General features: G+C 48.7%; 13 protein-coding genes. 5 read left to right on the forward strand and 8 right to left on the reverse strand.

Annotated elements, in window-relative coordinates:
- Positions 1 to 2: 2 nt before the first annotated feature.
- Positions 3 to 1217 (forward strand): tetratricopeptide repeat protein, encoded by a 1215-nt coding sequence (locus J0A67_RS15300; protein ID WP_206570238.1) that lies wholly within the window; start codon positions 3 to 5, stop codon positions 1215 to 1217.
- Here J0A67_RS15300 and J0A67_RS15305 read toward each other — a convergent pair.
- Together J0A67_RS15305 and rbfA are read right to left on the reverse strand one after the other, a co-directional pair.
- Entirely contained in the window at positions 1214 to 2440 is a 1227-nt protein-coding gene (locus J0A67_RS15305; RefSeq protein WP_241265203.1) for an FtsX-like permease family protein, read from the reverse strand. The two genes, J0A67_RS15300 and J0A67_RS15305, sit on opposite strands and share 4 nt — an antisense overlap.
- A gap of 12 nt (positions 2441 to 2452) precedes the next feature.
- A complete protein-coding gene (gene rbfA / locus J0A67_RS15310; RefSeq protein WP_206570239.1) occupies positions 2453 to 2830 on the reverse strand; it encodes a 30S ribosome-binding factor RbfA in 378 nt (125 codons plus the stop codon).
- An 83-nt stretch (positions 2831 to 2913) separates the two neighbouring features.
- Here rbfA and J0A67_RS15315 point away from each other — a divergent pair, with 83 nt between their 5' ends.
- The 3 genes from J0A67_RS15315 to J0A67_RS15325 all read left to right on the forward strand — a co-directional run bounded on the left by J0A67_RS15315 (position 2914) and on the right by J0A67_RS15325 (position 6515).
- Positions 2914 to 4305: a hypothetical protein gene (locus tag J0A67_RS15315; RefSeq protein WP_206570240.1), complete on the forward strand. Its 1392-nt coding sequence runs from the start codon at positions 2914 to 2916 to the stop codon at positions 4303 to 4305.
- A gap of 176 nt (positions 4306 to 4481) precedes the next feature.
- The gene (locus J0A67_RS15320) at positions 4482 to 6116 is read left to right on the forward strand and encodes a S8 family peptidase (RefSeq protein ID WP_206570241.1); all 1635 of its coding nucleotides are present in this window, start codon (positions 4482 to 4484) and stop codon (positions 6114 to 6116) included.
- Positions 6117 to 6182: 66 nt separating this feature from the next.
- Positions 6183 to 6515, forward strand: coding sequence for a hypothetical protein (locus J0A67_RS15325; protein WP_206570242.1), 333 nt, complete (start codon positions 6183 to 6185; stop codon positions 6513 to 6515).
- 126 nt (positions 6516 to 6641) lie between these two features.
- Here J0A67_RS15325 and J0A67_RS15330 read toward each other — a convergent pair whose 3' ends face one another.
- The 5 genes from J0A67_RS15330 to glyA all read right to left on the reverse strand — a co-directional run bounded on the left by J0A67_RS15330 (position 6642) and on the right by glyA (position 12226).
- A complete protein-coding gene (locus J0A67_RS15330) occupies positions 6642 to 7712 on the reverse strand; it encodes an AI-2E family transporter (RefSeq protein ID WP_206570243.1) in 1071 nt (356 codons plus the stop codon).
- A gap of 313 nt (positions 7713 to 8025) precedes the next feature.
- Complete coding sequence (locus J0A67_RS15335; RefSeq protein ID WP_206570244.1) at positions 8026 to 9429, reverse strand: alkaline phosphatase PhoX; 1404 nt, start codon at positions 9427 to 9429, stop codon at positions 8026 to 8028.
- A gap of 200 nt (positions 9430 to 9629) precedes the next feature.
- Entirely contained in the window at positions 9630 to 10067 is a 438-nt protein-coding gene (gene rpiB / locus J0A67_RS15340; protein WP_206570245.1) for a ribose 5-phosphate isomerase B, read from the reverse strand.
- A gap of 4 nt (positions 10068 to 10071) precedes the next feature.
- Positions 10072 to 10941: a twin-arginine translocase subunit TatC gene (tatC, locus tag J0A67_RS15345; protein WP_206570246.1), complete on the reverse strand. Its 870-nt coding sequence runs from the start codon at positions 10939 to 10941 to the stop codon at positions 10072 to 10074.
- Between the two features lie 16 nt (positions 10942 to 10957).
- Positions 10958 to 12226 carry a serine hydroxymethyltransferase gene (gene glyA / locus J0A67_RS15350; RefSeq protein ID WP_206570247.1) on the reverse strand — a complete coding sequence of 423 codons (1269 nt, stop codon included), beginning with the start codon at positions 12224 to 12226 and terminating at the stop codon, positions 10958 to 10960.
- Positions 12227 to 12521: 295 nt separating this feature from the next.
- Between glyA and J0A67_RS15355 the strand changes: the two genes are divergently transcribed.
- The gene (locus J0A67_RS15355) at positions 12522 to 12896 is read left to right on the forward strand and encodes a UDP-glucuronosyltransferase (RefSeq protein ID WP_206570248.1); all 375 of its coding nucleotides are present in this window, start codon (positions 12522 to 12524) and stop codon (positions 12894 to 12896) included.
- Here J0A67_RS15355 and J0A67_RS15360 read toward each other — a convergent pair.
- Complete coding sequence (locus tag J0A67_RS15360) at positions 12893 to 13120, reverse strand: hypothetical protein (RefSeq protein ID WP_206570249.1); 228 nt, start codon at positions 13118 to 13120, stop codon at positions 12893 to 12895. The genes J0A67_RS15355 and J0A67_RS15360 overlap by 4 nt on opposite strands.
- Positions 13121 to 13211 lie beyond the last annotated feature (91 nt).

The following is a 13211-nucleotide window of genomic DNA, read 5'->3' on the forward strand; positions in this document are numbered from 1 at the left end:
GTTTGACACCTCTCTCCACATTGAAAACACTCTATCTATTCCTGATCCTTTTTTCCTGTGGCTTTCACGCTTTTTCGCAAAAAGCCAACCTTAGCCCGCTTCAATTGGCGCAAGAGGCTTTTGAGCAGCAGCGCTGGGAGAAGGCGCTGTCCATGCTCGATCTTTGGATCCAGGACAACCCCGCCGACCGGGAGGCTTATTGGATGCGTGGGCAGGCCCACCAATACGTAAACAAACTGGAAGAAGCCCTGGGCGATTTCAGCAGCCTGCTCACCCTTGACCCTCAGTTTGCCGAGGCATACTTTGAGCGGGGTAGGGTGCGCTACCTGCTGGGACACTACGAGTCTGCAATCGAGGACTTCGAAAACTTCCTCAAAATGCCGCCTGGAGAAACAAACCGCGTCCTCTACAAAGTCGCTCCCGGCTCCAATGGCGTATCCGAAGTCACTACACTTCAAACCGCAAGCGCAGAGCAAGCCTATTACCATCTGGGCCTGTGCAGCATAGAGCTGGGAGAGTATGATTTTGCCATACTTTACCTGGACGAAGCCCTCAGTCTAAACCCGGAAGAAGCGGATTTCTATACGGAAAAAGGCCGAGCTCTTGCCAGGCTGGGAGACAATGTGCCGGCGATGGAGGCTTTTGAGCTCGCCCTGGAGTTGAATCCCAATCACCTTCCCGCTAAGGAAGGTTTGGCACTGGTAAAAACCGGGGGAGACGAAGTGCTGCTGAGCCAGCTGGATCAGGTCGTCGCCGAGGGCTCCGGCAATTCCCAGACCTACAAGCAACGTGGGTTTTACAGGATGAGCCACGGACAAGACGATGGCGCAATTGAAGATTTTGGCCTGGCCATAAGCCTCGATCCAGAGGACTCCGAATCCTACTTCTACAGGGGAAAGACCTACTCCCGGCAGAAAAAATGGAAAGATGCAGAAGCCGACTATTCCGCCGCAATCTCTCTAGATCCGGAAAATCCCGAATACCTGCTGTCGCGGGGCCAGTCTAGATATGTCAGTGGGCAACTTGAGGAGGCATTGGCGGATTTTACCCAGACCATAGCGCTCGATCCGGACTTCGCTTCCGGCTACTATCATCGCGGCATCACCTACCAGCGCATGAACCGAAAGTCCGAGGCATGCTCGGAGCTGCAAAAAGCAATCGACCTGGGAATGGAAGCGGCTGTGGGTGTTTGGGAAAAAGTGTGCAAGCAAGACTAAAGCTCCCGCACTGTATCCACCTGTGAGGCAATGATAGCTGGCCTCCACGAAGCCAAAAGCGTAATTGAAATCACCGCGGCGCTGATCCAAAGAAAATCCGACCAAACGATCCTAACCGGATAAGCATCTACGACTGCCGAAGAAATACCCAAGGAAACCAATCCAAAGGAATCCTGCGCCAAGACAGTCAGGTAGCCCAAAATCAGTCCTATCACGGCACCGCTCAGTGCGATCAAAGCTCCCTGTTTCAAAAAAATCCTTCGGATCGTTCTATCACGAGCACCCATGGCCTTGAGCACGGCGATGTCTTTTTTCTTTTCGATCGCCAACATACTCAGTGAAAAAAAGATGTTGAAAGAAGCGATGGCCAGGATAAAAGTCAGCGTCAGGAAAACGAACAACTTCTCCAATTTCACCGTCCGGATCAGGCCCGCGTGCTGCTCGTCGGCGTTTTTTACCAAAAAGTCCGGCCCGAGGTGCTTTTTCAAGCGCTGCTGCACCTCCGCGATCGAGCTACCTTCCTCCACTTTGATTTCGAGCGCGGTTCTTTTCTCCCCATAATTCAGCAGATCGCGGGTAAAATGCAACGGAGCGATGACGTATTGATCATCAAACTGCTGCTCAATGCTGAAGAACGCCCGAGGCTCCAATTGGGCGGAAGAGTAGAGCTGATTAGGGTCTAGGCTTGCAGCAGATCGAGGAGCCTTGGGATAGAAAACCTTTAGCGCGGATTGGGGCTGGTTGAGATGGACCGAAAGAAAGAAGCCCACGCCTCTTCCTAAAATCGCTCCTGGCCGAATGTCGGTGCCCAGTGTCGTGTCACCCCAAAAATATCCGTTTGAAAACCTGCCTTGATCCAGAAAGTTATCCGAAACCCCCTTGATCTTGGCGACGAGCTGATTGCCATCATGCTCGTACAGGACATTGTCCTCGATGACTTCCGTCAAGACCTCCACACCCTGGATATTTCGTATTTCGGCAAGCCAATCTTCGGGAGCCACAAAGCTTTTGCCCTTAGCTGCCTCGACTTTCAGCTCTGCATCGAAGCTGGCAAACAAGCTTCGGATCAAATCCTCAAGTCCATTAAACACCGACATGACCACTACCAATGCAATCGTCCCCACTGCGACTCCCACCATGGAGATGACGGAGAGCACAGTGATGAAATTCCGCTTTTTCTTACTTCGGAAATATCTGCCGGCAATAAAGGAGCTTGTGTTCAAAATCTAAACGGATTAGTCTTCTTCCTCCTCTTCTTCAGGCGCGGGCGGAATGTTGAGATCCGAGATCACCTTATCCATGTGCTGGGCGTAGGTGGCTGAATCGTCTGGAAAAAAGGCTATCTCGGGGATGATTCGCACGGACTTACCGATTCGTTTGGACAGATGGTGGCGGATCTCTCTTTTATGCTCATTGATCAGTTCGTAGGTGGCTTTGGGATCGGTGAGCAAAAAACTCACATATACCTTCGCAAAACCTAAATCAGGGCTCACAGCCACCCGAGTGATGGTAATCATGGATTTTCCGACCAAGTTCTTCGCCTCCTTTTGGAAAATATCCCCAAGCTCTTTTTGAAGCAGCTTGGCATGTTTTTGTTGTCTTTTGCTTTCCATGTGAAGTATTTGTGGTACAAATTTAGCGAAATACTTGGGCATGCTTTAATTTCGAGCCAATCCAACCCAATCCTTCCCTCGCCTTGTTAAGTTTTTTCAAAGTAAACGATCCCTTTCGACTCCTTGGGATAGCAATTTACCTGATTCTGCTCGCGATCTTGTTGCTGGGAGTATTCTCCTTTCCTCTCACAGAACCCAGACTGGTTTGGATGGTTTTGGGCGAACGCTTGAGTGAAGGATACTTCCTTTATCAGGACGTGATCGATGATACGGGCCCCTTGTCCGCTGGCTTTTTCACGTTCGTCCACGCAGTTTTTGGCAGGAGCGAAATGGCCTACGAGATCATCGGACGAATTCTGGTGTTTTCGCAGATTGTTTACTGGAACTCTGTCTTGATCCGATACCGCGTCTTCGAAGAAAACACCTATCTGCCGGCAATCATCATGGCGGCGCTATTTCACCTTTCTTTTGACATGGTCGGCTTATCCCCGGCCCTGTTGGGAAGTACGTTTTTGGTATTGGCACTGGGCCAGCTTTTTTCCCAGACTATGCTCCAAAAGGAAACCAGTGAATCCACCTTATTGATCGGGATTTACGGAGGTATTGCGACCGGATTTCACCTAAACTTCGGCATTTTCTTGCCCTACATGATCTTTGCCGGGATTGCGATTAGCGGATTTTCGTTCCGGCAGTTGATTCTGTCCCTAGTTGGATTTTTCCTGCCTATCCTGTTGGTGTTGATTTTTTACTTTTGGAACAATGGCCTGACCGAGACACTGGAGATTTGGCCCCTGATATTTGCATACGAAAAGTACAACTACCAGTCCTTGTTTGTCTGGTCACTGTTGGGAGCCTTTCCTTTGATCCTTGCTTTAGTGGGTTATTTCTACAGTGCGGTGCTGAGAGGTTCCACCATCAATCAGCAGAAGCAGAGGCAATTGATTCTGGTATGGCTGCTGTTCTCTCTTTTCGAATTCGTGCTCATCAAAAGGCAGGCGACTTTCCAGCTACTGATCTTTATTCCGGGTCTGACCTACCTGATCACCCAGTTTTTTCTAAATACCGGAAAGGGACTAGTTGGCAAAACCGCTTTTTTGATTCTCCTGTTCGGTCTTCCTGCTGCAGGGTGGTGGTATTGGCAAGATCAGGCAGAGTCGAAATCACCTTACTTTATCGACGGGGTTTTGCCAATTACACTCAATCCCAACGAAACGGTGATGGTGATGTCGAAGGACTCTTCTCCCTATCTCGATAACCCGCTCGGAGGTCCTTTCCTCAACTTCAACCTGAGCAAAACCTACCTAGAGTCAGAAAAAACGCTGGAACAAAAGGCCAAAATCTATCAAAACCTCCATACCCAAAAACCCCAGGTAGTGGTCGATCCCGAGGGCGTTTTTAAGAACTTACTGCAAGAACTACCCGCCCTTAAAAACCTTTACTCAGAGTCGGAACCGGGGGTTTTTAGGTTGAAATAGTTTCTCATTTTCCTTGGCCTCACACCGTTCTTAAGCTATTAGAGCTTGAGCTGATTTCCCAAGACAGCAAAAAGGCTAGGAACGAAAATCTTGTTTCTGCCGTAGACGTCTAGTCTTCACCATTTTTAACACCGCTTTTTATCCCCTTATTTTGGATTGATCGTTACTTTTGACTTATGAATAAATCCCTCTATAACTCACTGGCGGGCCTGAGTGTTGGGCTGCTGGTCATGGGTTGCAGCTCCACTGCTGTGATTACCGCACCTCCGATTTCTTATACTGGCAGTTCCCCGAGAGTATTAGAATTGTCAGATTCGCAAACCAAGCACTGGAGTCATCTGGATCTGGTCAATGATACCGTTCCGGGCATGAGTGTGGACCGTACCTACGAAGAACTCCTCAAAAAAAGGAAAGGTAAGCCGATAGTGGTCGCCGTAGTGGACTCGGGAATTGACCTAGACCATGAAGATATCAGAGATATCCTGTGGGTAAACAAGGGCGAAACCCCTGGAGATGGCATCGACAACGACGGCAACGGCTACATCGATGACGTACACGGCTATAATTTCCTCGGAGAATCCTACCATGAGCAGATGGAGATGACAAGGATCATTCGATTAAAACTCGGAGATGAAGCCTTGCAGGCCGCAGCAAAAGAAGCCCTGGACGCTGAGCTCCCCGAGGCCAAGGAAGCACTTCCACAGCTTGAACAAATCGAGCAATTTGTGGGCATGGCACATCGAAACATCCAAAAAGAACTAGGAAAGGAGTATTACTCTCTCGCCGACTTGGAGAAATTTCAGCCTAAAAGTCCCCAACAGGAGCAGCAAGTAGGCCTGTTGAAACAAGTGATAGGGATGGGACAGGATGTGCCCACAGCGCTCAAAGACCTCAATGATGGCATCACCTATTACAAAGGCCAGCTGGAGTATCATCTGAACGTCGACTTCAACGGGCGTACTCCCGTAGGAGACGATCCCTACAACTTTGATGACCAAAACTACGGGAACGGAAATCCCAACATCCGGGACAAGGAAGAAAGCCATGGCACACATGTGGCAGGCATCATAGCCGCTACACGAGGGAACAAGAAAGGCATAGATGGAGTGGCCAAAAACGTGTCCATTATGAGCGTTCGTACTGTACCCGATGGAGACGAATACGACAAAGACGTGGCGCTGGCTATCCGATATGCTGTGGACAACGGGGCAAAAGTAATCAATGCCAGCTTTGGAAAAGCATTCTCCCCAAATGCGGAATGGGTCTATGAGGCCCTGGAATATGCGGCTTCCAAGGATGTACTTTTCGTGCAGGCGGCTGGAAATGATGGGTTAAATCTGGATGACACCGAAAACAAAAACTTTCCGAATGACAACAAGCTTCAAAATACGCCTGAATTCGTAGACAACTTGATCACGGTGGGGGCACTCACCTCTAGCTTCGACAATGGCCTTATCGCGTCGTTTTCCAACTATGGGAAGGAAAATGTGGACATCTTCGCACCAGGCGATGAGATTTATTCGACGATGCCAGATGACTCTTATGAATTTCAGGGAGGCACTTCCATGGCAGCCCCGGCCGTGGCGGGAATGGCTGCCTTGATCCGATCCTATTATCCTGAGTTGACAGCTGTCCAAGTAAAACAGATCATCATGCAGTCTGGTATCGCGCCCCAAATCAAGGTAAACGTAGGGGGCGAAGAGGGAGAAGAAAAGTCACTTTCGGAAATCTCGAAGACTGGAAAGATCGCCAACCTCTATAATGCGATCATTCTAGCGGATCAGGTGTCCAAGGGCAGTGCAAGCCTCTAAATCAGAAAAAAGCGCAATGATATCCGATCAAGGTTATAATTTTCCCATTTGCTAAGAATCCCTGCTATGAAAAAAGCCCTTATTCCAGTACTTGCGCTATTGGTGCCAATCTTTCTGAAAAGCTGTACCATTGAGACCTCCAAGAAATCTGATGGCATCAAGATCGAGATCACGACAAGTGATGACCTTGTGATCAATGGGGAAAAGATCAATGACAAAAAACTCGACAGGGAAATCAAAAAACTAATCCGTGATCTTGAAAAGGAAGGCCTGAGTAAAGAAGAGATCCGACAGTCCATCAGTGAAGGGAAGTCCTCTGTCAAAGAGGCTATTGAGGAAATGAAAAAAGAGCTCAAGGAAATCAAGTCCCATTCCAAACATCGGGAAGAGGCGAATTAAGCTGATAAGCCAGGTCCTTTGATCCTGGTATTTTCATTTCCCCTCCGAACGAGAAGAAAGAATTTACTTTTTAGAACCACCCTCCGGGGATTTGGGTATCTCAGGGATACATGCCAATTGCTTTCCCTATTTCGTTGAATTTATCCAGGCCACACCAAACTTATAGCCGACTGTCAAGACTATGGCCCCAGTGAAAAGTCCGATAAATCCAGCATGTAAAAAGCCTCCAATCGCCCCCAAGAAGACCACTAACATAGGCACTGAGGCGCCTTTTCCCAAAAAAATCGGCTTTAGTACGTTGTCTAGCAAGCCCACGAGAATCATCCAGATCGTCAATATCACGGCGGTGGTGCCTCCGGCGGTGCTCCAGATATAGATGATCACTCCGATGGATATGGGCAGGATACCGATCTGCACGATAGCCAAGATCAACGAAAGAATGATCCAAAGACCAGCAAATGGAATCCCAGCTAGAATCAGTCCGATACCTACGAGGGTTGTTTGGATAGCAGCCACCCCAAGTATGCCCTTTACCACATTTTGCACGGTTTGCTTCGCTACTCCTGCCAGCTCTTCTCCTTGCTTACCACCTAGCTTTCCAAACAACTTTCTGGCAAAATCACTTTCCTCGCGCTCGTATGCCAACATCACTCCGCTGATGATGATCGAGATCATGAGCAGCAAAATCCCCGTTGCCGTATTCCTCAGCAATGCGACGAGCTTAAGCAAGATCGGCTTCAGTTGATCCTGATGCTCCTGAATCGTCAAGGTAAGATTGGTCGAGGCGTTCGCCCAAAAATCGTAAAGTCTCTCGCCGACGATCGGCCACTCTTTTACTTTCTCATTGGGATTGGGGATTTCCAGCTCGTGATCCCGGATATTCTGAAAGAGCTCTTTGAGTTCCCCGGCCCCAGCGATCATAAAAAATACTGCGGGCACGATCAGGATCAACAGAGCAGCAAGCGTGATAAAGGTTGCCGAAAGACCGTTTTTCCACCCGTATTTTTCAGTGAGCTTTTCATGGATGGGAAAAAAAGTCGAGGCAAATACGGCTGCCCAAATCATCGGAATCAAGAAGGGTTCGAGAATATAAAAACACCAAACCAGCAAAATTGCCAAAGCCAAAAGCTGCATGGCATAGTGGATAACTTGGTTGGAGCCAGGAGATGGAGGATTAGAGTCTGGGTAAAGCGACATGGGATTTTGGCTAGGGTGCTAAGATTTAAGCCATAATTTCCAGCTATATATGCGCTAAAACCCTGATATAAGTCAGGAAAAATCCCTTGGCGGAAACAACAACAGATCAAATTCACCGGAAAGAGTTGTGAGAGCAGCTATCCTTATGAAGAGGAACTCATATCCCCTACTCAATATCGCAGCACGAAATCAACAATCTGCCTTGCTAAGCCTGTAGGCGAATTGCAATCGTCGGTGCTCAGTCCGACAGCAAAGGGATAAGCTGCAGCATATCCCCTTGTGTAGAATTTTTTTGCGCTTCCAGTGGGATTACTTAGGCCTTTTGCGCCCAAGGTCCCATAATGGCCAAGGTGAGTCCAGCCCCCTGAATGTTTACAAAATAGGTACTCCCGTCTGGCGAGAATACACCTCCTGCAAATTCACTGGGGAAGCCCACATTTTCTGCTAGCTTGTAGTATTCCCCATCCGGGCTGATGCCAACTACGAAAGGATGTTTGTCGTCTTCGCAGAGCAAGAGGTCGCCCCAAGGAGCAATGGCAAGATTGTCACAGCTCTTCAGAATCTCACGGTCATTGGGCTCTGCGAAAAGCTCCAGCTTGCCAGGCGAGGTCGCTTCGTCTTTTTTGCCTTCCTTCGCCCCAGGTATGTACTTGAAGATCTGTCCTGCTGAGATTTCTCCTCCGTTGGTACAGGCGAAGTAGAGTTCCCCTTCCCCAAACCATATTCCCTCACCCCTGGCAAAAACTGCCGCCCCACTTTCAAAACCCCGATGCCTCAGATCGTCTTTGGGAGCATCGATCTCATCCAAATCGACCCATTCTACCTCCAAACCTTCGTTGATCGGGAATTTCGGTCCAGTCAGGTCTTTCCAGTTTCGGGTATCCCTACTCTTCTGTCCTTTGATCGCCAAAGCTTGGAGCTTGCCTCCTTTGTGCAGCTTTCCAGGGACTGTAGGAATAAATCTGTAAAAAAGCCCATCTCCTCTATCCTCGGTGAGGTAGACGATGCTGGTCTTGGGATCAACGGCCACTGCTTCATGGTTAAACCTCCCCATCTCTTTGATTGGCTTAGCCTCCACTAGCTTGGCTACCTCAGAGGCAGGAACTTCGAAAACGTACCCGTGATCCTGCTCAAGCTGACCTTCCAGATCACCTGCGTTCAGGGTAGTTTCTTCACACGTCAGCCAGCTGCCCCATGGCGTAATGCCCCCGGCACAATTTCGAAGTGTTCCGCCTAGACTGAGAAATTCGTTTTCGACTTCTCCAGTAGCCGGATTGTAAACCAAAGTCGTCGTGCCTCCCAAGCTAGGTAAAGTCCCCTTGCCTTGATCGTAGAAAGCCCGTTTTGCCACTTTTTCGAAAAGCTGGTTTCCCTCTCCGAATGGTCCTTTGTCGAAACTGTCTGCACTGAGTTCATGGTTTCGGACAATGATCACCCGGCCGTTCTTTCCGGCGAAAGTACCCATGCCGTCTGGGTTGCCGGGAACGAGAAATCCGTCCTTCATCGGCTGACCGGATCTGGAAATGATTTTATAGCTAAATCCTCTGGGGAGATTGAGGATTCCTTCGGGATCGGGAAGTAAGTCCCCGTAACCCCTGCCTAGCCTCAAATTTCCCGCTTGCGCTACTGGCTGCACAAACTGGTACAGTCCCATAAAACCCAAGGCTACCAATCCGCCTTGTTTTAGGAATGTTCTTCTCGAATTGCTTTGATTCATCAGTCGAAATTTTTGTTGGGTCAATTTACTCCCAAAATCCCCTGCGAACTTTAGGACAGTTTTGCCTTTGCATGAAGTTATGCATAGGATCTACTTTAATTTACCCCAATTCACCCTTAATGGGCTAGGGATTTCGAATATTTCAGCGAAGCAAATGGCAAAAAAAAGCCCCGGAATTCCGAGGCCAATAAAAGCTTTGATTAACTACAGGCTATTTTATTCACCCGATTCTGGTGTCTTCCCCCCTCAAAATCAGTGGTCAGGAAGATCTCCGTCATTCGCTCAGCAGCTTCATAGGAGACGAAGCGGGCTGGAAGTGCAATGACGTTGGAGTTGTTGTGCTGGCGAGCCAGTGCTGCCAGGTCTAAGTTCCAGCACAGGGCTGCACGGATACCCTGGTGCTTGTTGGCGGTGATGGCCACGCCGTTGCCACTGCCGCAGATCACGATTCCCTGCTCATACTCACCGGATTCGATGGCGCTGCATAGGGGATGGACATAATCAGGATAGTCGACCGATGCGGTGGAAAAAGGACCAAAGTCCTTTACCTCATAGCCAAGGCTAGTCAGCTTCTCGATCAATTGCCCCTTGTATTCAAAGCCAGCATGATCTCCTCCAATTGCGATTTTCTTTGCCATAATCTTAGTCTTCAAATTCTGCCCTGCGTTGATCTTCTTTTTCTTCCTCGGCCCGCTTTACCGCACGCTTCTTCTCTAGTCGCTTAGCAATGCCGATTCCTACTTCATACAGCACTAAGATAGGCATTGCAATCAAAAGCTGGCTGATCACATCTGGCGGAGTGATAATAGCAGAGAGGACCAAGATCACGACCACGGAGTGCCTTCTGTAGTCTTTCAGCATCTTGGACGTCACCAAGCCCGACATGGACAGGAAGTACACTACCACCGGCAGCTGGAACATAATCGCCGAAGCCAATACCAGCATAGTCAGCGTAGTGACGTAGGAGGTAATATCAAACTCGTTGAGAATCGAGGGATCCAGCTGGTAGTTTGCCAGAAAGTTGATGGAAAGTGGAGAAAGGACATAGTAGCCAAAAGCCGCACCCAACAAGAATAGTAAACTCACGAAAGCCACAGCTCCGCGGGCGGCATTCTTCTCCTTGTCATAGAGGCCAGGGCTGATAAATCTCCATACCTCCCAAAAGACGTAGGGAAAAGCAGCAATAAAGCCTACCACGATGCTGGAGGTCATATGCATGGTAAACTGACCGGTCATCTGCCTACTCTGGATCGTGAAGGGAAGTTCGTCGATACAAAGTGCGGAAATGCCCATCAGGTTACCCAGCTTGCACAGCATCCGGTACGTGAAGAAATCCACCTTGGAAGGGCCGAGAATGATCTCGCCGAACACGATGCTTTTAGCCAGAAAGGCGATGACGGAAAGGACCAGAATTGCGGCGATGGATCGAAGCAAATGAAAGCGCAGCGCCTCCAAATGATCCAAAAACGACATGCCTTCTTCTTCCTCGTCTTGATGTTGGTCTAGAGCCACTTTGGGAAATCAATAATTAGTACAATGGAAATTGAACCATCCAAGCATTGACCTCTGACTTGATCTTGGCAAGCTCAGCATCGTCGGAATGGTTGGTCAGTGCGCGGTTGATCAGGGTGACGATTTTTTTCATGTCGTCCTCTTTCAGTCCACGGGTAGTCACCGCTGCGGTACCCACTCGCATCCCAGACGTCACAAAAGGTGACTTGGTATCGAATGGCACCATGTTTTTGTTGATTGTAATGTCCACTTTTCCGAGTGTTTCCTCGGCAAGCTTTCCAGTCAAGTCTTTGTTTCGAAGATCTATCAGCATCAGGTGATTGTCAGTACCTCCAGAAATAATCTGGTATCCAAGACTTACGAACTCTTCCGCCATTACGGATGCATTCTTTTTTACCTGCAGCACATATTCCATGTATTCGTCCGAGAGAGCTTCTTCAAAGGCTACTGCTTTGGCAGCGATGATATGCTCCAATGGACCTCCTTGGGTACCTGGAAACACACCCATATCCAGAAGGGAAGACATTTTTCTGACTTCTCCTTTTGGAGTAGTAAGCCCCCAAGGGTTGTCAAAATCTTCCCTCATGACGATCAAGCCGCCTCTAGGACCTCTCAGGGTCTTGTGAGTGGTAGTGGTCACAATGTGGCAATGCTCCAGCGGATCGTTCAACAGTCCTCTAGCGATGAGGCCGGATGGGTGGGAAATATCAGCCAACAAAATCGCTCCAACTTCGTCTGCGATTTCTCTCAGTCTTTCGTAATCCCAGTCTCGGGAATAAGCAGAAGCCCCGCAGATGATCATCTTAGGCTTCACTTCCAAGGCCTTCTCTTCGACCTTGTCATAGTCGATCATGCCTGTTTCTTCTTCCACACCGTAGAAATGCGGCTGGTACAGTTTACCTGAAAAGTTTACCGGAGAACCGTGGGTCAGGTGCCCGCCGTGTGAAAGATCAAATCCAAGAATTGGATCGCCTGCTTTCAGGCAAGCTAACATGACGGCAGCGTTGGCTTGTGCTCCGGAGTGCGGCTGAACATTTGCCCAAGTTGCTCCAAAAAGTTCCTTGGCACGATCGATGGCGATTTGCTCGATTTCGTCTACCACTTCGCAGCCACCATAGTAGCGCTTGCCGGGAAGACCTTCTGCATATTTGTTGGTCAGGACGCTGCCAGCAGCCTCCATCACTTGTTTGCTAGTGAAGTTTTCCGAAGCGATCAGCTCGATGCCTCTTTTTTGTCTGTCTTCTTCCTTGGCGATAAGGTCGAAAACAAGCGAATCTCTTTTCATGATCAGGGGTTTGAAAGCAAAGAAATATTCCCGGCAAAATTCCGGTCGTTTTGAAAACGAGCCCAAAAATAGCCTTAAAGTCCTTATTTTCCAATGTGAAAAAGGACAGGAAATGGAGTATAATGTTAAAGTTGGCAGGCAGTTTAGGCCAAACAGAAAAGCGGCTGCAGATTGGCAATCTCGCCCCTTGCCTAGAAGCAACCTAACTGCGGCAAGGTACATCAGATTTTGGAAGTCTCTCCAAAAATCATGGCCTCTGCCATCATTCGCGCTTCTCACTTGCTAACTTTGGCCTATGCCTGATTTCAAGTTCCAGCCGGAGACCTACTTTGTCGGGGAGACTACTTCTGCGCTAGTGGTGCGCCTTCACTATCCCGAAAGTACTTGGGGGGAGCAGATCAGTGTTTATGCGCATCAGTTTGGTGGGAAAATCCAGTTTGAAGCCGTGGACTTCTACGGAAACGAATACCTACTCTATCCGTCCAGCAGCTGGGAACCGCTGGTTTTTGAAGACATGGTCTATCTGATCGAAGGGATGCAGGTCAACCAAGACACCTTTGAGGGAAACATCGAGCTGGTGCTTGACGGCATTCCAGAAGCCGAAAGCCTTTTTTACCCAGAGTTGGCGGAGTATTTTGCGGAAAAAAGAAAAAGTTTTGGCCTGGATTAAAAATCCAGCAAGGCTTCTCCCTGACTTGGAATTTGCTGGCTTCTGAACCAATATTCGTAGGTGTCAAAATCCAGACAGTCATTGAGCTCTATCCCTTGGAAAAAGATTTTCTTCAGATGCAAAACCGGCAGGCAGGACTTGAGGGAGCGGACTTGGTCCGTGGAGAGTTGTGAAATCTGTATCCATTTTTTGCCCTCAATAAAAATCGGTATAAGTTTCGTCATGGTAAAAGCCTTGGTTCGGCACAAAAGTATCCTGATATTCAAAGCCATACAAGGAGGAGGAATTATTTTTATGTTAACTGAAAACAAGTTT

Source organism: Algoriphagus aestuariicola, assembly GCF_017254835.1.
GTDB classification, from domain to species: Bacteria; Bacteroidota; Bacteroidia; order Cytophagales; family Cyclobacteriaceae; genus Algoriphagus; species Algoriphagus aestuariicola.

Coding starts and splice junctions, on each gene's coding strand:
- rbfA (WP_206570239.1), bottom strand. CDS start 2,830: ATGGAAAGCAAAAGACAACAAAAACATGCCAAGCTGCTTCAAAAAGAG.
- J0A67_RS15320 (WP_206570241.1), top strand. CDS start 4,482: ATGAATAAATCCCTCTATAACTCACTGGCGGGCCTGAGTGTTGGGCTG.
- J0A67_RS15325 (WP_206570242.1), top strand. CDS start 6,183: ATGAAAAAAGCCCTTATTCCAGTACTTGCGCTATTGGTGCCAATCTTT.
- J0A67_RS15330 (WP_206570243.1), bottom strand. CDS start 7,712: ATGTCGCTTTACCCAGACTCTAATCCTCCATCTCCTGGCTCCAACCAA.
- J0A67_RS15335 (WP_206570244.1), bottom strand. CDS start 9,429: ATGAATCAAAGCAATTCGAGAAGAACATTCCTAAAACAAGGCGGATTG.
- rpiB (WP_206570245.1), bottom strand. CDS start 10,067: ATGGCAAAGAAAATCGCAATTGGAGGAGATCATGCTGGCTTTGAATAC.
- glyA (WP_206570247.1), bottom strand. CDS start 12,226: ATGAAAAGAGATTCGCTTGTTTTCGACCTTATCGCCAAGGAAGAAGAC.
- J0A67_RS15355 (WP_206570248.1), top strand. CDS start 12,522: ATGCCTGATTTCAAGTTCCAGCCGGAGACCTACTTTGTCGGGGAGACT.
- J0A67_RS15360 (WP_206570249.1), bottom strand. CDS start 13,120: ATGACGAAACTTATACCGATTTTTATTGAGGGCAAAAAATGGATACAG.